The sequence below is a fragment of the Paraburkholderia sp. SIMBA_053 genome, assembly GCF_046534895.1.
GTDB lineage: Bacteria > Pseudomonadota > Gammaproteobacteria > Burkholderiales > Burkholderiaceae > Paraburkholderia > Paraburkholderia caledonica.
Genome location: NZ_JAWRXU010000015.1, coordinates 14,652 through 33,786, shown reverse-complemented (window position 1 = coordinate 33,786; position 19,135 = coordinate 14,652). Strand labels below are relative to the sequence as shown.

General features: G+C 58.9%; 16 protein-coding genes and 2 pseudogenes. 8 read left to right on the top strand and 10 right to left on the bottom strand.

Features of this window, described 5'->3' with window-relative positions; genetic code table 11:
- Positions 1-41: 41 nt before the first annotated feature.
- The gene (locus tag SB753_RS29445) at positions 42-668 is read right to left on the bottom strand and encodes a TetR/AcrR family transcriptional regulator (protein WP_410803285.1); all 627 of its coding nucleotides are present in this window, start codon (positions 666-668) and stop codon (positions 42-44) included.
- A gap of 258 nt (positions 669-926) precedes the next feature.
- Here SB753_RS29445 and SB753_RS29440 point away from each other — a divergent pair, with 258 nt between their 5' ends.
- On the top strand, positions 927-2,057 hold the full coding sequence (locus SB753_RS29440) for an alpha/beta fold hydrolase (protein ID WP_410803453.1): 1,131 nt from the start codon (positions 927-929) through the stop codon (positions 2,055-2,057).
- A gap of 364 nt (positions 2,058-2,421) precedes the next feature.
- Positions 2,422-3,036 carry an NIPSNAP family protein gene (locus SB753_RS29435; protein WP_410803283.1) on the top strand — a complete coding sequence of 205 codons (615 nt, stop codon included), beginning with the start codon at positions 2,422-2,424 and terminating at the stop codon, positions 3,034-3,036.
- A gap of 668 nt (positions 3,037-3,704) precedes the next feature.
- On the opposite strand, the gene SB753_RS29430 is transcribed toward SB753_RS29435, so the two are convergent.
- From SB753_RS29430 to SB753_RS29410, 5 genes are all read right to left on the bottom strand, one after another.
- Complete coding sequence (locus SB753_RS29430) at positions 3,705-4,871, bottom strand: IS91 family transposase (protein ID WP_410803281.1); 1,167 nt, start codon at positions 4,869-4,871, stop codon at positions 3,705-3,707.
- 16 nt (positions 4,872-4,887) lie between these two features.
- Positions 4,888-5,763, bottom strand: a complete 876-nt coding sequence (locus SB753_RS29425) for a tyrosine-type recombinase/integrase (RefSeq protein ID WP_410803280.1) — start codon at positions 5,761-5,763, stop codon at positions 4,888-4,890.
- Positions 5,764-6,012: 249 nt separating this feature from the next.
- Positions 6,013-6,546 (bottom strand): GNAT family N-acetyltransferase, encoded by a 534-nt coding sequence (locus SB753_RS29420; protein WP_410803278.1) that lies wholly within the window; start codon positions 6,544-6,546, stop codon positions 6,013-6,015.
- A gap of 240 nt (positions 6,547-6,786) precedes the next feature.
- Positions 6,787-7,296 carry a GNAT family N-acetyltransferase gene (locus tag SB753_RS29415; protein WP_062915654.1) on the bottom strand — a complete coding sequence of 170 codons (510 nt, stop codon included), beginning with the start codon at positions 7,294-7,296 and terminating at the stop codon, positions 6,787-6,789.
- 401 nt (positions 7,297-7,697) lie between these two features.
- On the bottom strand, positions 7,698-8,036 hold the full coding sequence (locus SB753_RS29410; RefSeq protein ID WP_410803276.1) for a hypothetical protein: 339 nt from the start codon (positions 8,034-8,036) through the stop codon (positions 7,698-7,700).
- Positions 8,037-8,452: 416 nt separating this feature from the next.
- On the opposite strand from SB753_RS29410, the gene SB753_RS29405 reads away from it, so the two are divergent.
- From SB753_RS29405 to SB753_RS29395, 3 genes are all read left to right on the top strand, one after another.
- Positions 8,453-10,240: a serine hydrolase gene (locus SB753_RS29405; RefSeq protein ID WP_410803274.1), complete on the top strand. Its 1,788-nt coding sequence runs from the start codon at positions 8,453-8,455 to the stop codon at positions 10,238-10,240.
- A gap of 105 nt (positions 10,241-10,345) precedes the next feature.
- Positions 10,346-10,918, top strand: a complete 573-nt coding sequence (locus SB753_RS29400; protein ID WP_410803272.1) for a GNAT family N-acetyltransferase — start codon at positions 10,346-10,348, stop codon at positions 10,916-10,918.
- A gap of 296 nt (positions 10,919-11,214) precedes the next feature.
- Positions 11,215-12,567 carry a serine hydrolase gene (locus SB753_RS29395; RefSeq protein WP_410803270.1) on the top strand — a complete coding sequence of 451 codons (1,353 nt, stop codon included), beginning with the start codon at positions 11,215-11,217 and terminating at the stop codon, positions 12,565-12,567.
- Between the two features lie 258 nt (positions 12,568-12,825).
- Here SB753_RS29395 and SB753_RS29390 read toward each other — a convergent pair whose 3' ends face one another.
- The 3 genes and pseudogenes from SB753_RS29390 to SB753_RS29380 all read right to left on the bottom strand — a co-directional run bounded on the left by SB753_RS29390 (position 12,826) and on the right by SB753_RS29380 (position 16,000).
- Positions 12,826-14,151 (bottom strand): MFS transporter, encoded by a 1,326-nt coding sequence (locus tag SB753_RS29390; RefSeq protein ID WP_410803268.1) that lies wholly within the window; start codon positions 14,149-14,151, stop codon positions 12,826-12,828.
- Positions 14,152-14,471: 320 nt separating this feature from the next.
- Positions 14,472-15,557 (bottom strand): annotated as a pseudogene (locus tag SB753_RS29385) (alpha/beta hydrolase family esterase).
- Positions 15,558-15,599: 42 nt separating this feature from the next.
- Positions 15,600-16,000: pseudogene (locus SB753_RS29380) on the bottom strand (CopG family transcriptional regulator).
- Between SB753_RS29380 and SB753_RS29375 the strand changes: the two are divergent.
- Together SB753_RS29375 and SB753_RS29370 are read left to right on the top strand one after the other, a co-directional pair.
- Complete coding sequence (locus SB753_RS29375) at positions 15,963-16,817, top strand: sel1 repeat family protein (RefSeq protein WP_410803266.1); 855 nt, start codon at positions 15,963-15,965, stop codon at positions 16,815-16,817. The pseudogene SB753_RS29380 and the gene SB753_RS29375 sit on opposite strands and share 38 nt — an antisense overlap.
- Before the next feature lie 363 nt (positions 16,818-17,180).
- Positions 17,181-17,384 carry a cold-shock protein gene (locus SB753_RS29370; protein WP_028370103.1) on the top strand — a complete coding sequence of 68 codons (204 nt, stop codon included), beginning with the start codon at positions 17,181-17,183 and terminating at the stop codon, positions 17,382-17,384.
- Positions 17,385-17,559: 175 nt separating this feature from the next.
- On the opposite strand, the gene SB753_RS29365 is transcribed toward SB753_RS29370, so the two are convergent.
- Positions 17,560-18,321 (bottom strand): H-NS family nucleoid-associated regulatory protein, encoded by a 762-nt coding sequence (locus tag SB753_RS29365; protein WP_410803263.1) that lies wholly within the window; start codon positions 18,319-18,321, stop codon positions 17,560-17,562.
- 327 nt (positions 18,322-18,648) lie between these two features.
- Here SB753_RS29365 and SB753_RS29360 point away from each other — a divergent pair, with 327 nt between their 5' ends.
- The gene (locus SB753_RS29360) at positions 18,649-18,975 is read left to right on the top strand and encodes an H-NS family nucleoid-associated regulatory protein (RefSeq protein ID WP_410803261.1); all 327 of its coding nucleotides are present in this window, start codon (positions 18,649-18,651) and stop codon (positions 18,973-18,975) included.
- Positions 18,976-19,135: the final 160 nt, after the last annotated feature.

The following is a 19,135-nucleotide window of genomic DNA, read 5'->3' as shown; positions in this document are numbered from 1 at the left end:
TGATGAAGTACGCTCCTCACCAGTATGGGCGCTAGCCGCGCTCATACGCGTGAAGGCGAATCGTCCGGGCGGGAACAATGGACAGATCGCCCGCCCGGGGTCGCCCACCTCTGGACGCTGACCTCTGCGAGCGCCTGGAATACAGCAGGCGAGCGCTCGAGACGGGCGATCGTGCGGGCGCCCTCGAGTGCGGCTACCAGTGCGGCGGCGGTCGAAGAAGCACGTGCAGAATCGAAACCGCACCCCAGGAAATGCTCCGCAATAAGTTGCGTCGAGTCAGCAAACCCGCGCGCTACCCGCCTGGTCAGTTCAGCATCGAGCGCGGGTAGCTCGTTCGCAAGATTCTGCATGAGGCATCCATACTGAAAATCGGTGGCGACCATTTCTGCCGCGAATGTGGCGAAGAGCTGTTGAACGAAATCCAGAGCATTACCGGACGTGTTCGCCGAGATGACCCTCAGTACGCTCATCCGGTTCGAGATGTAGTTATCGATTGCTTCTTCGGCGAGTTGTGCCTTGCCGCGTGGGAAGTGAAAGTAAAACGATCCCTTGGGTGCACCGCTTTCCTTCAGGATCTGTATCAATCCGGTCGCAGTGTAGCCCTGGATACGAAACAGCCGTTCGGCCGTGGCAATAGCGCGAGCGCGCGCGTCTGTCTTCCGTGTCATGCCGGAAAGGTATCACGTCTTGCTTGACGAATCTATGGTGATCGCCATACTATGGTGATCACCATATACCGGACCTCACCAATGCCCCCTTATCCGATCAAGCCATCGGCGTCCCGGCGAACCTTCCTGGCGACGGGCGCGGTCGGCCTCGCTGCGGCTTTGATCCGACCTGCCGCCTGGGCAAACCCCACAGGAGCAATCGACTTGTCCACATCAACCTATGGCGGGGAAACGCTTCCCAAGGGCGTCCGCTCGCGCATGATCCGCGGGGTGAACGGCCTCGATGTCCATATTCTCGAGGCCGGTTACGAAAGCCCTGCCCGGCCGCTCGCACTGCTTCTGCACGGTTTTCCCGATCTTGCTTACGGTTGGCGACACCTGATCCCGATTCTGGCTGACGCGGGCTACCACGTCGTAGCGCCCGACCAGCGAGGGTTTGGTCGCACCACCGGTTGGGTGAATGACTATGACGCCCCGCTCGCGCCCTTCAGCCTCCTGAACATGACGCGCGATGCGCTCGCATTGGTTCTGGCATTGGGATATCGGCGTACGGCAATACTTCTCGGGCACGACCTCGGCTCGCCGGTGGCCGCCTACTGTGCACTAGCCCGACCCGACGTCTTTCCATCGGTAGTCCTGATGAGCGCACCTTTCCCCGGTCCGCCAACGTTTCCATTCAACATTGGGGAAAGCGGGGGATTGCCGGTTCAACCGAACACGGGCAATCAAAAGCTCGCGGCCGCGCTGGCGGCGCTCGACCCGCCGAGAATGTATTACCAGCAATACCTGAGCTCACGGGAGGCGAACTACGACATGTGGCACCCCCCTCAGGGCTTACACGCGTTTCTTCGTGCATTTTTCTATGTCAAGAGCGCCGACTGGCCGGGGAACAAGCCGCATCCGTTGAAGGCGCTCACCGCCGCAGAACTTGCACAGATGCCCACCTATTACGTCATGGACCTCGGCAAGACGATGCCGCAGACCGTCGCGCCCTTCCTCCCTTCCGGCGCAGAGGTCACGGCGTGCAAATGGCTCACCGAGCCGGAGCTTGGCGTGTACACGGAGGAGTATCGCCGCACCGGGTTCCAGGGCGCCCTGCAGGCTTATCGCGTCTTGTCCGACCTCGCGCTGAACGCCGAGTTGCGCCTGTTCTCGGGCAAGACTATCGATGTCCCTTCGCTGTTCATTGGCGGCAAGAGCGATTGGGGCACGTATTCGGCGCCGGGCTCCCTCGATCTCATGAGGACGAAGGCGGCAACGAGAATGGAGAGCATCGAGCTGATCGACGGCGCCGGCCACTGGATCCAGCAGGAGCAGCCGGCACGCCTCAGCGAACTCCTGGTTGCCTTCATCAAGGAAGTGGGCGGAGCGAATCGCACCAGCGGTTAGGTCGGTGAATACCACATCGCTGCTCTTGAGAACATTGGCTAACTTTCGGATCACGGGCCCGCGCAGTCCGACACATTCAGTGAAGCGCCCCTGGTCGGGTGGTCCAGGTCCGATTGGCTTACGGCTTAACTGCCCATCGGTGAGTCGGGCCAGATGCGCTCGCCGATCGAATGAGTTTCCACTCCGGGCACCTACTTCGTTTCAGTCCGAAGAACCGCCGTCGGTCCTTCCACAGAAAAAGAAATGAAACGCTACCATCGGCAGTTGGCGCGGTCGGAAAGCGCTCGCTGGGTAACAGCAAAGCTCATCCTTCCAACGAACGGAACGAACGACTGCGATTCAGAACCGGTAAAGGAGCATTTGAATGCTGTATGAACTGACGACCCTTTCGTGCGCTCTCCTGGAGCAGGATATCGTATCTGACGGTGCCCGCCGCTGGGTGTCGGACCGGGACGCGGCTGGCACCCTCCTTGGTTCGTGGCGAACGGAAATTGGCGAGCTGGCGCAAATCGTTGTCTTGCGCAAGTTCGAGACTATGCACGAACTGCAGGGCGAACGTGAGCGCGCTTATATGGCCACACAGCCGTTTCATGTAACGGCCTCGCACATCCGGCTAGACATGGAAAGCTACGCGCTGTTTCCTTTTTTGCCCGAGGTCCAACCAGCAACGTTCGGCAAGTTCTACGAACTTCGACGGTATTGGTTGAAACCTGGTGGAGTCGCGCCGACCATCGCCGCCTGGGAGAAAACCATTGCACCGGCCAAAGCTTACACATCGCATCTTGTCGCAAACATGTACGCGCTCCATGGGCCGCCTCGCATCGCACACATCTGGGGATTCTCAAGCCTGGAAGAGCGTATGAGCCTTCGGGCACAGCACTATTCCGCGGGGCTGTGGCCTCCTGACGGCGGCCCACAGCAGATCGAAAAGGCTACCTCGACGATTTGTCTGCCTGAAGCCTGGTCGCCGATGTGCTGACGTCAGTAAGGGGCGATGTGCACATCTTGAGCACGTCGCTTATCGATATGGACGTTCTTTTCGACGGCTGGTCACTGTCTTACTAGGCCGCGCTCACGACGTTTCCTGGGCTGGTCGGCTTGCTCTCATTTGTCGGGTGACACAGAAAGTGAAAACTGTGCCAGGCAAGTGAAAAATTGCTGCCACGGAAAGTGGAAAATTCCGTCGACTTTGAGAATCGAGCGCCCGTGGCACCGGGGCTCTGTTTTCAGCGAGCAGCCTTGAAGGCGCCGCTTGGCGATACCGACATCCGATCGATCGTCGGGCAACTGCCGTTAAGGGTTATTGGACGTCTGCCTCGTTCACATGACCGTGAGTCTGCCGCGGCGCGTGTGGGCAGGCGTCGAATAAGCCTCGAGGGAGGAAACCGCGGAGTGGTCCGGGACGCCCGGAATTTCGGGGTTTCTATGGCGATTGATGGTCTGTCATCCTCAGTATTTCTGAAGGACGGCGGCTTGAACAGAATGCTGGCAGAGCGCGGACGTCGTGAGGATGCGATGCACTAACGCGAGGGTAACGAGGAAGTGGCCGTACGGGAGGCTGCGTGACGCGCCAGGCACAAACGTCCGCTTGTGGGCCGCGTTGCCGCAAAGCCGACGTTGGGTTGGGATATCGAGGAAGCGCCGCATTCATGGGCGGGCCTGCATCGGGGGCGCGCGAATCGGTGCGGTGCGCTTGAGGATGTCGATGACGATCATCGGGGCTCCGCAGTGCCGACAGATGAAGACGGCCCGGAGCGCGACGACGGGCTCCCGGGATGGCGGTTCGGATTCGGGCGTGACGTGCAGCAGCTCACGCACCTTCGCGAGACTGGCGCGGCGCACCGGGTTGGCGAGCAGCCCGTAGTGACGGATGCGATGAAACCCGCCGGGCAGCACATGAAGCAGGAAGCGACGCATGAACTCGCCAGCCTCCAGCGTCATGGTCTTGTAGCGGGTACGCCCCTTCTGGCGATAGTCCTTCCAGCGGAACGTCACGCCGTGCTCATCGACGGCCAGCAGACGCTGGTTGGAGATCGCTACGCGGTGCGTATAGCGCGAGAGGTACGCGAGCACGGCTTCGGGGCCCGCAAAGGGGCGCTTGGCGTACACAAACCATTCGCAGCCACGCAGGGGTGCGAGCCACTGGGCGAAGACGCTCGGATCGGCGAGCGCCGCGTACTCGCCGAAGAACTGCAACTGGCCGCGCCGGTGAGAATCAGCGAGGGCTTCGAGGAAGCGGCGCCGGAACAGGCGCGAGAGCACGCGCACCGGCAGGAAGAAACCGGGCCGGCTGGCGATCCAGCGTTCTCCGTCGGGCGACAGCCCGCCGCCAGGGACGATGCCGTGCACGTGCGGATGATGCGTGAGCGCCGAGCCCCAGGTGTGCAGGACGAGCGTGGCGCCAATCTGCGCGCCGAGATGCCGGGGATCGCCGGCGATGGTGCGCAGCGTGTCGGCGGCGATGTCGAACAGCAGCCCGTAGACGACCCGCTTGTTGTACCAGGCGATTGCGCTGATGGCAGCGGGCAGCGTGAAGACGATGTGGTAATACTCGACCGGCAGCAGATCGGCCTGACGCGCTTCGAGCCAGCGTCGTGCGGCATTGCCCTGGCACTTGGGGCAATGGCGGTTGCGGCAGGAGTTGTAGGCGATCTCGGTGCGCGCGCAGCTGGAACAGCGCAGCACATGCCCGCCCAGCGCCGCGCTGCGGCACTGTTCGATGGCCGACATCACCTTCAGCTGCCCGAGACTCAGGTGGACTGTGCGACGCCACGCTGGCCCGTGGGCGCGGAAGATGTCCGCGACCTCCGGCATGAGGCACTGCGCCGGGTCAGTTGGCGGCCAGGCGCTCCAGCGGACTGGTGACTTCGCGCAGCAGGTCGGTGGCCACCTGCGCGTAAAGCGCGGTGGTTTCCAGCTTCTTGTGGCCAAGCAGCACCTGGATCACGCGGATGTCGACCTTCTGTTCGAGCAGGTGCGTGGCAAAGCTGTGCCGCAGCGTGTGCATCGACACACGCTTATCGATCTGCGCGGCCTCGGCGGCCGCACGGATGGCACGGTTGAGTTGCCTCGGCGTGAGGGGATCGACGGGGTCGAGCCCGGGAAACAGCCACCCGCCGTCGGGCATCTTGCCCTGGGCACGGGCCACACGCCACCAGACCCGCAGGCGTTCGAGCAGTACCGGTGAGAGCATTGCGTAGCGATCCTTGCGCCCCTTGCCCTGCTCGACACGCAGCGTCATGCGCTGGCTGTCGATGTCTGTGACCTTCAGCGCCGCCACTTCGCTGACACGCAGCCCCGTGCCGTAGGCGACCGAGAGAGCCGTCTGGTGCTTCAGGTTGCCAGTGGCGGCGATGAGCCGCCGGACTTCATCGGGGCTGAGCACGACCGGTAACGTACGGGGCACGCGCACGGGCTGCATCCGGGCCATCAGTTCGGGCTCGTGGAGCGTGGTCTCGAAGAAGAACTTGAGCGCGGTGATCGCAGCATTCAGTGATATCGGCGAGGTGCCATGATCGACCAGATGCAACTGGTAGGTTCGCAGGTCCTCGACTGTGGCGGTATCAGGCGAGCGCCCAAGGTAACGGGCGAACTCGCGGACGATGCGCAGATAGCCGGCTTGCGTCTTTGGGGAAAGCTGGCGCATACGCATGTCGTCGATCATGCGCTGGCGCAACGGGCTGACGGTCGGTTGGGAGGAGGTCATGATGCGGCTCCTGTTGAGGAACGAGGCGGATTGCCTCACTCGCAACATAAACCGCGCGACCGGCCCCTCCCTGACCTCCAGCGTCGGACCGCAGCCCCCTACCGCGCGAGCGGTTTCGTTCTTCGACCCTGAAGGGACCGTCAACTCTCTCGATAGCGGACGGTCGCAGACCAGACAACGGCTCGGCTCGTTGATCCCGCGTACGGACCTACTATGTCGCATCGATGTCGCGTTCAACTCAAATAGTGCTCATGCACGGGATGCCTCATCCTGTCCATCGGCGGCCATATCCGCAGGAGCCCGAATTCGCTTTCCCATCTCGAATGCACGAATTTCGTAGCCAAGCTCCCGGTACAAATCGACCGCCTGTTCGTTAAAGGCCCAAACGGCCAGCCTGACGTCGGCGGCGCCGCGTTTCCGCGCCCACTCTTCTGCGAGCTTCATCAGTGTGCTGCCGATTCCGCGTCCCCGCAGTTGTTCGGAAACAGCGACCGAGCCGATGCGGCCAACGGCCATCGGCTGCAATAACGGGCTTATCGGCTGCACCACCTGAACGGTGATAAAGCCGATTGCCTTGCTGCCAAGCTCGGCAAGAAACGTAGCTCGATCTTCTTCCTGAACGCTGGAGAGCCAGTGCGGTTTGTCCCGAGCCATCACAGTTGTAGCATTGGCATAGATATCGGGGCGTGCCAAGTGGTGAATCGCGTTCAAGATTTGACCCAGCTCGCAGATTTTAAAAATGTCGTCGATAGTTGCGCGGCGATAGCTTATCGAGTCGGTCATCTTCAGCTCTTGATGGTGGAGCGATAAAAAAAGGCGCCTTAAGCGCCTTGGTCGTTTGCACATGGAATGGACCGTGAGGTCGAATTCCTTGCTATGGACGCAACGAACCACGGCGCAACGGATAGCGACCGTGATGATGGTGGTGAGTCTTGCTCGAGACGTTATGAAGTTCCATGCTGTCAATATTGACACAAAAACAATTTCTGCGTGAGCACATCTTCTTTTGAGTGGCGGCTGTGTTTAACCCGCCATATCGGCCAGCAACGCCCATCGCTCGTGGTCACGCCATTCGCCATTTATGCGGAGATAGCTTGGCGAAAGGCCTTCCTGTCTAAAACCCAATCGACGCACAAGTGCAATCGATGCTGCATTTCCTGGTTGAATGTTTGCCTCCAGCCGATGCAAGCCAAGTTCGCTGAAGGCATAGCCAACAGCCGCCCGCAGTGCCTCGGTCATGAACCCGGACCGGGCGAAGTTCACCATCCCGTAATACCCGAGATATGCACTCTGGAAAGCGCCTGCGACTATCTCGTTAATATTTACTACGCCGACGATTCTATTCGTTGCTACGTCACGCGCAACGAGACCGACGTTCGGTCCGGTGAGTCCACGCGCAAACCAGTTATCGAATCCCGTTTGGTCGGTAAATGATGTGACCCAAGGCAAATGGTAGTCCTGACTTGCTAAGTTCGCGGCGATCAACTCGGCGGCGTCGGCGCGGATCACGCGGCGTATCTGAATGACACTCATGAGGCTCCATTTGATAAACGGATGCGGGCCTGGATTGTCGCCGATTCGGGAGCGCCGGATCAAGGTCCGGTTGACCGAACTCTGCTTTATTCAAAAAGCATGAGTTCCGGGATCTCGCGGGAATCGCTGTGGACTGGGCAGGACCCGAAGCGGTCAGTTGCCGCTCTCATCAGCGGCCATTCGGTATCAGTCAGCAGGGAGTTGGTCGAGTGCATTTCGGCGGTTGACCAGACGCTCGCTCGGCTCGTTTTTTCAATGCGTCATTCATCGCACGCATGGTAGTAGCCGTGTCCCTTAGGACGCTCTGCGTCAGAGTGCCAGCAAGAATGCCGGTGAATGTTTCAGCCTGGATAAAGCGCGTTTTTTTGCCCGCGGTTTCGAGAATGAAGCTGTGCTCGCCGTCAAAAAAAACGGGGAAACCAAACGTACCCTTTCCAACGTAATTCTCGAACAGCCTGCACCGCCAATATCCTAGGATGGAACACCATTGCGTCTGGCCCCGTCCCCTCAACAAACTCGATGACGTTGCCCTCACGAAGCTGCCCTCGTAACTGTGAAATCTCCGGGTTCCACAACGGATAGTCGTCGGTCGCCGTGAGGACCGTCCACACCGTCTGAGGTGAACTGTCAATCAAGGTGTCTGTTTCGATCGAGCCGTTGTGGTGCAGCGCCAGTATTGCCAGGAAGCCCACAAAAACTGCTCCTGCAAAACCGCACATAACGCGCTTTGCAAAATTCAAGATGAATTCCTTGCGGTCGAAGAAGTGGCATATTAACCGCTATGGCGTGCTCCCCCCGGATTCAGTAAGGCTTTAGGACTGTTGCGAAATCGACCATCTCAAACTGACCGCCCCCCAAGGATCCGTGCGCAGGCGTTTGCCGATAGCGGCATGTATGCAAAGGGCATGAATCGACTCTTGAGCGGCTTTCGAATTGCATATGATGACCTTTCAATAGTCACCCAAGCAAATTTCATGCGCGGCCTTGACTGTGAAGCGGGCAATCCCGCCGAATCGGCATTCAGGCGACTTTGTTCGCCGTTGCGTTGCTGTTTTATTTTTCTCGATAGAATCACCGGCTGCCAGCCGCTTCGTCACGTTGCTCCCGATACATTCAGCTTTTCTAACAATCCACTTTTGATTAGAGGGAAGACTCTATGTCAAACGAATCGAGCAAACTGGGTTTGGGCGATTTAGAGAGGTATATGCAAACGCTCGTGCGCGACTGGCACGTGCCCGGTCTCGGTGTGAGTATTGTCAGAAATGATGAGGTCGTGTTGACGCAGGGATACGGCCATCGCGACGTTGCGAACGCGCGGCCATTCACTTCGTCGACACTGTTTCCAATCGCGTCGAATACGAAGCTCTTTACCGCTGTCGCCGCAGGTTTGCTGGTGGAGCGTGGCCTGCTGAGTTTCGACGAACCGATTCGTCATGCGGTCCCCAGTTTGCGGTTTTACGACCAATCACTCGATGTGGCAGTGACATTACGCGACATGCTCGGGCACAAAACCGGTGTGCCGCGTTACGACATGATCTGGTACGAATCGAACTACTCGACGAAAGATCTTTTCGATCGCATCCGCTTCATGAAGCCGATTGCTCCGATACGCTCGCGGCTCATCTACAACAACATGATGTACGAAGCGGTTGGCCATATCATCGAGTTGATAAGCGGTAAGCCATGGCAACAATTCATTCGCGACGAGATTCTGGTGCCCCTTGATATGCACCGAACCTTGTTCACGTATGGCGACGCAAAAGCGGACAACCACGGAGACTACGCGCTACCTTTCTCCGAGCGACGCGACAGCAATGAATTCTGGCAACCACCTGCGCCGAAAGATGACGAGTGCAGTCCGGCGGGCAGTATTCTCGCCAGCCTGAATGACATCGCGCGCTGGTCGATCATGCTAATGAACAACGGGTTGATCGACGGCAAGCAAGTCATACCTGAGAGCGTTCTAAAAGCGACACTCGCTCCGGGCTTGCCGTGGCCAACCGAAATGAGTGACCTGTTCGGCTTCAAAACCGATCTCAACGGCATCTATGGTATGGGACGTATTACGGCCGCATTTCGCGGCCATCTTTTGACGAGCCACGGCGGCACGCTGCGTGCGTTTCATTCGCAGGTGTCATATCTGCCGGAAGAGAAAGTCGGTGTTTCCGTCTTCGTCATAGGTGACCATTGCGCTCCGCTAAGCAACGCGATCGGCTTCGATATCTATAGTCGTGTGCTTGGCCTCAAAGAAACCGACTGGACGGCACGCCTGCTGGATTTTCGCCAGAAGGCAAAGGCAACAATGCGCGAGGCACGAAAACGTGCCGTGCCACGCGCGGTTCCGAATACGCAGCCGTCGCACAACTTGGCGGATTATGTCGGTTCCTACGAGCACCCCGCGTATGGAACGTTGAATATCACCACTGACGGCACGCAACTCCAGTTCGCATTCCGTCAGGTCAAGCTGCCCCTCAACCATTTCCATTACGACCGCTTCGACACGGCTAATGACGAGACAAATGGCGCGTGGTCGGTCTCGTTCCTCACAAGCATGCTCGGCGATATAGATCGCGCGACGATATGGCTTGATCAGGCGGAAGCGGTGTTCGCTCGCCTGCCAACGCGACCCGGTGCTGACGTCCTTGAAAAACTTGTCGGCACGTACGAAACGCCTCTTGGCAGGAAGGTCGGTGTCAAGCTGAGTCGAGACGGCGATATCTCGCTGTTCCATCCGGGCGAACCGGCCGATGTCCTGAAACCATTCAAAGGTCTGCAATTTCGCAGCAACGACTTCCCGGACATCACGTTTGAATTCGCTCTCGATGAGGACGGTCGCGCGAAAGCGCTTCGCCACTGGAACGCCCATGTCGAGCTGGAGTGGCCGCGCATCGACGACTCGGTCCCCTCTGACGCGCTTGAAAGCGATGGGCTGCTCAAGAGTTAGCCTGGCGTTCGCAGCAGACGGCTGTGGATACGGCTAAGTGCCCAGACACGTCGCCTGCGCACACGCTTTAAATGAATCACACTTTCCCGATGCACCGCATTCGTCATGACAACCTTTGAACCGGTCACGTTGACCACCACGCGTCTGATTCTGCGGCCGCTGCGTCATGAGGACGCGCAAGAGCTGTTTGCGATCTGGTCAGATCGTGAGGCAATGCGTTTCTTTCCGTTTGGAGCGATGACATCGCTAGACCAGGCAACGGATCGCGTCTCACGCAAATTGAATACGTCAGCCAGCGGCCAGGATTTTATCTGTGTGCTTGAATTGCGGGCGACCGGTGAAGTGGTCGGCGACTGCGCGCTCTTCAATGCAAATGAGCAATGCCGGCGCGCGGAGATAGGCTTTAGTCTGAAACGCAAGCATTGGGGAAACGGACTCATGCAAGAAGCGGCTTTTGCGCTCATAGAGCATGGTTTCAGCACGCTACAGTTACACCGGATTGAAGCGGATATCGACCCACGGAATTCAGCCTCAGCACGTCTTCTCGAACGGCTTGGATTTAGCCGTGAAGGTCTGTTGCGTGAACGTTGGATAGTTGGCGACGAGGTGTCAGATAGCGCGTTGTATGGCCTGCTCGAACGTGATCGTCTGGCTTGGAAAGACCCTGACGGCTGCTAGACTAGTGAAGATAGCACTGTCGCTTGCGGGGCTGCACGCTCAAGGACGGCGCAAACTCATCTTGGAGTGTCGACTTACCGGAATTGGCTTACCACTGCTGCATTCTCTGACGCGATGGTGGTCACCGACAAACGGAAGCGGCGCACCTTCGCAGACTCGCCCCATATCCATTTTTCGCCGCACACCCCAGGCGAATGAAAGTAAGGTGCCGTCTTCCATTCGGCGATCATGTGGTCGCAAGTTGCCATCTACTTCAGCTGCGACGTGAATAATCCCAGCTACGCCAGAGGAGCATCATGCCGTCGAAAGATCCACTTACACCCAGTACTCGCTTCCTCGATGACCATGCAATCCGCCGCATCCTTTCGGACCGGATCGATACCCGCCGCGAAGGCGTAGGAATCGTCGTTGGAATGGTGGGCGACGGCGAGCGACGCATTGTCGGCTATGGCCGATTCGATCAAAACGACGCCCGTATCCCCGACCAGCACACGGCGTTCGAAATTGGATCCGTAACGAAAGTATATACCGCGATCCTGCTCGCGGACATGATCGCGAGTGGGGAAGTGTCGCTTGATGAGCCCGTTCAGCGTCTTTTGCCCGGCAATCCGGCCGTCCCACATCGCAGCGGTAGGACGATCACTTTACATGACCTCGCGACGCATACATCCGCGCTGCCTCGCCACCCCGATAACATGGTCCGCAACGGTTCACCCGACCCATTCTCGGGTTACACCACCGATCTCTTGTACGCGTTTCTGGCCCGCCACGAACTGACCCGAGACATCGGCTCGGAGTTCGAGTATTCGAACCTTGGCGTTGGTCTGCTGGGATATGCGCTTGCATGTCGGGCAGGAACGGACTACGAAACCATACTGAGGGCTCGCGTCCTCACACCGCTTCAACTGGCGAGTACGGCCATCGCGCTGCCTGATGAGATTGAAAGGAGGCGTATCCCTGGTCACGACCTTGACCTGTGCTTCGCGCAGCGGATGGACCTCGGTCAGGTCTTTGGAGCGGCAGGGGCGTTGGTGTCCACGGTAGACGATCAACTGCAATTTCTCGAAGCCGTGATGGGGTACCGGCCGTCCGCGCTCGATCGAGCCATTGGCAATACGCTCGACATACGTCGGCAGCTTGGAGACCAGGTCATTCCCCTTTGTTGGGCAATGGGCGTGGGCAGCACAGAAGGCGAACCAGAATGGTTCGGCCACACCGGAGGAACACTGGGGTGCCGATCGTTCATCGGCTTCGATCGTCGCGCATCACGGGGCGTCGTGGTGTTGGCGAACTCGGCGTTCGACGTCGGCGACATTGGCTTGCATCTCTTGAAACCCGAAAAACCCCTACGCCAACCGGTCAAGATTCGAAACGAGATCGACGTCGATCCTGTCCGCTTGCGATCCTATGTAGGGCGTTTCTGGCTGCGTCCGGACTTCATCCTGACGACGACGGTCGATAAGGGACAACTTTTCGCTCAAGGCACCGGACAACCGAAAACCGCGTTGTATCCCGAGGCCGAACACCGATTTTTTGCAAAGTCGATTGACGCGCAGATTGCATTCGAAATGAACGATCAAGGGATCGCCGAAAAACTAACGCTTCACCAGAACGGACTCGATCGGGTCGCGTGCAAACTGGATTCTTGACGACGCGAACTTCGTACCGCTATTGCCTCGATTGTCTGCACAACATGACGATTCTCAACGGCAGCAATGTTCAGCCGCTAAGCAAAGCGAGAAGTCTGCAAGGCGATTGTCAACAACCTAGGCCTCGGGGACGAATGTCTCAAATTGGCCGGCTGCTGTCTCATGCGAACTACATGTATCGCGAGATCTCGCCCACGGCGATCGGCAACACGCGACCCTGAGCGGCGTGGCATTTCCTGACCCTTGCCGTGTTGCGATCTACGTAGTCTGTCTCGATTCGGGCACCGCGGATGATGCGAATGCATGGGGATATTCGTGACGAAACCAATCTTTCACCTGCTCGTGGTTGAGCGCAAAGAATTCGCGCGATCGCGGTATCAAGACAAAACCAAAAGCGAGCAGACAAGTGGCGAGACCGAAGCATGTATAGACCTTGCCCACTGCCCAATGCATGAGCGCCGCGCCGGCGGCCATCGGCCCAAGAATGCCCGCAATCTGCGTGGTCATCATGCTCGCAGCGAGAATGCGCACGCGGAAATTCTGCGGGATAGCCAATGAGCGGTGAGTCGCGCCAACGAGTCCCATCGATGCATTGGCGAAACCCACACATGTAAGCGTCAATACGAGAACGATGGATGAGTGGGCCCAGCCCGAAGCAGCAAGTGCCAGCCCTTCGCACATCGCGGCCCCAACCCGGACGTTGAATCGGCCGAAACGGCTGACCAGTGCATCAGAACCACGAAAGCTTCCCAGTAGTAAACCGATGGATAAGGCCGCTTCGCAAACACCTAGCCATAGACCCGACAGCCCGAGTGATTGAACTTTGAGCGGGATCAGCATGCCGACTGCGGGGCCCTGGAATATCCAGACGAGGAAGTTTACAAGTGTCCAGCCGCGCTCTAACGGGACGATCCATTTGGCATGCAGTCCGGCGCGCAGGTCTTTCCACCAACGGACTGAACCGCGATGGTGTTCGCGATGGTGTTCGCGATGCTGAGATTGGGATGGAAGATGCAAAGTCACGTAAGCAGCGACGCCGAGCAGTATGCCGTTCATCCAAAATGTTGCAGCTATGCCTCCCAAGGCCAGTGTCGCGCCAGCCAATGCTGGCCCTAAGGCACGGCCAACTGCCTGCGTCGATTTACGAAGACGAAGCGCTTCGGCCAAACGATTCGGCGGAACAAGTTCAGCCGAAATCGTGGAACTGGCCGGATCGATGAAAGCTTTCGCTATAACGGTGACCACGCCTATGCAGATGATGAGCATAAGTCGGTAGTCGGACAGCGAGGCGAGCGTAGCGAGGGCAAAGGCGACGACCATCAGGGTGCATAGACCCCATGCAATCTGCGTTCTCTTTGCGTAGCGATCACCCAGTGGCGAAAGCAGTAGCATTGCAAAAATCGTGGTGATCGCAATGCTTACGCTGTAGATCGCCAAGTCATGCGCACCGCCCCGGTGAACAATCCACCAGGGGAGTGTGATATAGCCAACCATTTCTGCCAAGATCCTCATCAGATCGCTGAGAAGCAGACTGACAAGAGGGACACCGATTGAGTTTATGCGAGCTTTGATTTTCCCAAACACCGTCTTCCCCCTGTTGAGTTCGATGATGCTACCTCAACGTTTTTCTCGCCGTTTAGATGCACCTCTCCAGAGGCCGACGTTTCGTTAGCGGACGCCGTACGCGGCCGATTCGCGACTGGCGACGATTCGGAAAGTGATTGTCAGCAATTCACTGAGGTATGTCGACTGGCCGTTCCTGGCCGTCTCCGGAAGATCGCTGGCCTGCGCCGGTCACCACGTTAGCGCGACAGGCCAACCACTAGAATCGGGGCAGTTAAGTCGATCCGTGCGCCGAGCGTAGATCGCGATCGCATTAACCGCAAGAGAGAGAGAGAGACGTACTATTGTTGCCGCGGATGATCAAGAAAGAAGCGCAGCATTTCGGCACTCGCATCCGGACCCGTCGGATCCGTATAGCTGCCTTGTGCATTGCCGCCTGCCCACGCGTGCCCTGCGCCATCGATGGTCCACAACTCCGCGTCGATTCCATCGCCGGAAACCAGCCGTGAAACTCTGCAGGCACGTCGGCCTGTGGCGATCCCGCGCCGGTCGACGCCGGCGTCCGGCCGGGGATCAAAGCCGTGTAAAAGCCACGTCGCATTGGCTACGTTGACCGTGGCATCGGCATCGCCATGAAAGACGATCAGAGGCCGTTTCGGTGACAAGGCCGTATCGCATTGCGCGCCCCGTGTCTTTCGGAGGGACTCGCCGCCTTTCATCGCCGCTAACGCGGAGGGTAAGTTGTGCGCGCACCGTGCTGGAAGACCGGAATGCACGCCGGCAGCAGCATACAGCTCGGGTTATTCGGCGATGATGATTGCCGCCATTGCGCCCCCCGCGGACATCCCCGCGACGTACACGCGCGCGGGAGCGACGTCGTACGCCGAGATGATTTCGCGCGTGATGCCTGCGATCAACGACGGCTCGCCGCGCTCACGATGCTGATCGTCAGGTTTGAACCAGTTCCAGCACTTCGACGGATTTGCCTGCTGCGGTTGCACCGGATAAGCGACAAGAAAGCGATGCCGCTCGGCAAGCGCATTCATCTGGGTGCCCGCTGCGAAATCGTCGGCGTCCTGAGTGCAGCCATGCAGCATCACAACCAGTGGCAGCGGCTCGCCAGCGCCTCCCGGCGGCACATACAGCCGATATTGACGGCGACCGGCAGCATTGGCATACGCAAGCGTGCAGAAATGTCCGCGGTCCTCCACCTCCACGCAGTGTTCCCGTGCCTTGAGCGCGGCACCGTCCTTTGGCTTTGCAATCGGGATGGCGACGGGTTCCGGCGCCTCGTGTTCGTTCACTGTGCTCGCGCGTTCCCCTCGCAGTGCTCGTTGAATCGCTTCGGTCGCTTCGGCAACGCCGCGAGTACGCAGCAACGTCATCGCTTCGTGCATTGAGTTCAAAAAACCTTCGTTAAGTTTCATCACTTATGTCCGGTTACCGGTTTGGGACCGGGCGTCGCGCAACTAGCGGATTCTGTCGGCGAGCGCCGCCTTGACGGCGGGCGAAGCGTGGAAAGCGCCTAGCACCACAACGCTTTCAATAGTCGCGAGCGCGAGTTCCGGCGAAACGTCGGCGGCAATGCTGGCCAATCCCAGGACGTGAATGTTGAGACGCTCGCGCGCGGCTCGAACCGCTTCGAGATCCTGTGCGGAAAAATGCTGGAGCCCCAGCACGAGCGACCGGCGTGCAACCGTGTTCTCGACGAACCGCCATGTAGCGCTAGCTGGTTGCGAATTGCCGTCCGAATCAGGTCAGTCCGGTTCGCATAGAAGCCCTCTTCAACCAGGAGATCGATCTGCCCCAGATCAACCGGGCCAAGGTTAATCGTGATCTTTTCCGAGTCGCCGCTTTTCGCGCGGGGCATCTCCCGTATCGCCGTTTTTTTCACCAATCCCTCCGAAAGCCATCCAAGTGGATGGTTATTGGTTTATGGTGTGGCGCAACATGAACATTGGGGTCGTGTCGTTACGGCAAGACGTAACAAAGCCGCCCACAGTCGGTCCCAGGATAGCCAAGGTGCGCTAGAATCAGGCGCATTGCTCACCGATGGATTGCTCACCATGCAGATGGAAAGCTGGGTTGGAACAATTGAGCGCGAGTGGCAGCAATTGCGTTGCTCGGACTCCACGCTCGATGTTGAAAAATTCGCCCGTCATGTCGTGGCAGCAAGCAAGACGGGATTTCTGTCACCCGAGTCGCTCGCAGCCATCGCAAACGCACTTCTCATCAGCACATTGGAAGGTGCGGCTTGTCTGGGCCGTCGGTTACTCGAGCGGATCGGCGCAAACCGCCACCCGGCCTGGCGAGTCGCCATGGCCATTTCGCTGGTTACGCCGACAGGTGGTGAGGCGGACCTCGACAGAGGTAACGCGATTTTTGAAGACGTGATGAACGACGAAACCGCGGACGGTCGTTTGCGCGGTCTGGCGGCCGCCGCGCTGGCCGACAGTGCGCGGCTCGGACGGGGCATACAGCCAGACGTCAGCCGTGCGCTCTCCCTCTACGAGCAGGCCGTAGATCTCGGGTATAAGGCGGCAGCGCAGACTCTTGGATTTTTCTGGGAGGGCGTGTGGGGCGCAGATGACAATAGCGTTGAGCCCGACCGCACAAAGGCCATGCAGAGCTACCGACGCGGTGGAGATGACGTGCGCTGCCAGCGCCGGTTGCAGGCGTTGCGCTGAAGGAACCCTGCTTGCCTTCCGGGACCGGGATCGTCGCACATGCCCCGGCAGAATCTTTGACGTGTCGACGATCCGCGATTGTCGGAACCGGTTGCCGCCTCCCGTTTGAAAAGTTTCCCCAAGGCGATACGGACCGTCGTCACGATGATTCACGAGTTCGCATCTGCGAGGCGGCCGCCGTCGGCCCGTACGACCAGAGCATGGCCCGGTTCGGGCCCGGGAAACGCAGACAGATCATGTGCCGTCCATGGACCTGCCGATTGGCAGAGATCATCCCCGCGTGATACAAAGTCTTCCGTCCCGGATGATCGCTTCTGCGGTATCGCGGTCCAGAATACGACTTACAACATCTACAGGTTCAAAATGGCAACTGGCACAGTGAAATGGTTTAACGACGCAAAGGGTTTTGGTTTCATCACGCCGGACGAAGGCGGCGAAGACCTGTTTGCTCACTTTTCCGAAATCAAGACAGAAGGCTTCAAGTCATTGCAGGAAAACCAGAAAGTCAGCTTCGAAGTGAAGATGGGGCCCAAGGGCAAGCAGGCCGCTAATATCAAGCCGATTTAAACCGCATACGGTACCCTGACACATGACCCGCCTGGCGGGTCACGTTTTTTCAGCTACAGCGTGTAGGCGTCCGTGCAAATAGTGGCATGCCCATGCACCGGATGGTCATCGAAACAGGACAGACAAGTCCTGCGCATGACCGGGTCACCCACCACTGACAACCTGGCCACACCAATCAGGCTGCGGCGGGCGCCGGCGTGCTAACACTGGTTGGCTCAGCCGCTACCGCATTCTGCGGTGCCCGCTTCGCCGGTGCCTTGCTCGCCACTGCTTTTTTCGGCGCGGTCTTCTTCGGGGCAGCATTCTTCGCGGACGTCGGTTGTGTCACTGCCCCACCTTTCTTCGCGGCGACCGTCTTTACCGTCACCTTCCTGATCGCGGCTTTCTTCGCGGTCGCCTTCCGGGGCGAAACAGCCTTCGCGCCCGACGTTCCCTCTTCCACGGCAGCAATCAGGAACTTCGAACGATCTTTGGCCGCAGCCAGCCATGCGGGCGCCGGACCGCGGCCACTCCATGTCGCCCCACTCTTCGGGTCACGGTACTTCGGCGCCTGAGGGCCCTTCACGTAGTTGCCTGCCTTTGCCGGTTTCTTCGCAGCAAGGGCCGGTCGCTCAGCGCTGCCATCGATCAGAAACTTCGTCCGGTCACGTGCGCTTGCGATCCACGCTGGCGCGCGGCCATGCCCCGTCCAGGTGGCACCCGTCTTCGGATGACGGTACTTCGCCACTGTTGCAGGTCTGGCAACCGTCGCGGCGCCGGGCTTGCGACCACGCTTCTTACCGCCGGTGTGGGCTTCGATGTCGGCCACGGTCAGGCCGTGCTTTTCCATGATGTCACGGATCTTCGCGATAACTCCGTTCGACTGCTTCGCGGCAAGCGCTTCGGCCTGAGCCTGCAACCTGGCGATTTTCGCCTGCACGTTTTCGAGCGTAGCCATGCTTTCCTCATTCTGTATGTTGTGGTGGCCGAACTATGCCAGCAAGCAAGACGCACGTCGATAGCAGCGCGCTACAATTAATAGAAGCACGGACTTCTAAAGAACAATTGGAAGTTTACGTCGGCGTGGGTCGAGACAAACGAACTGATGAGCGAACCACGACCGCTGATACGCGGCTGACGAGATACGTGCTGCTTTAATCTTCTGCTGGAAAAACGGCCCCCTTCTCCTATCCAGTACGATTGAGCAGATTAAAATCCGATTCAGAGCGGCTGTCCGCAGAACATGTGGAGGGACGGCCGGACGGCACTCACCGACGGAAACGACATGGATGAACGTAAGCGGGACAGCATGATTGCTTATCTCCGCCACCGGATGGAAGAATATGGCATTGAGCAGGCCGACCTGGCTTCGGCAATTGCGGGCGATCAGGGAATGCAGGAGCCAGCCCGATATCGAAATGCAACTGGAGATACATGGACAGGCGATGGCGAAATGCCCCAGTGGCTGAAGCAGGCGATTAGCGCAGGACAGAAACTCGATCACTTTGAGACGGCGCCAGCGTCACCGATGCCTGATGCGCGACAAAAAACCATCGACTGGCGCGACGACCCTTTCGCAGGGAGCCCACTCGCGCGACAGCACGCCGACTGACGGGTTCGCCTTCGTACTGGACGAATGCCGCTCGCGACGTTGAGTTCGATAGAGCAAGCCTTATTCCCCGCCAGTCAGTGGAATGAGCGAGAACGGACAAACCGTCCGGCACATCGCGTCGACAGCATCTCCACTTCTTCGGCTCTTTCGGCTAGAACCG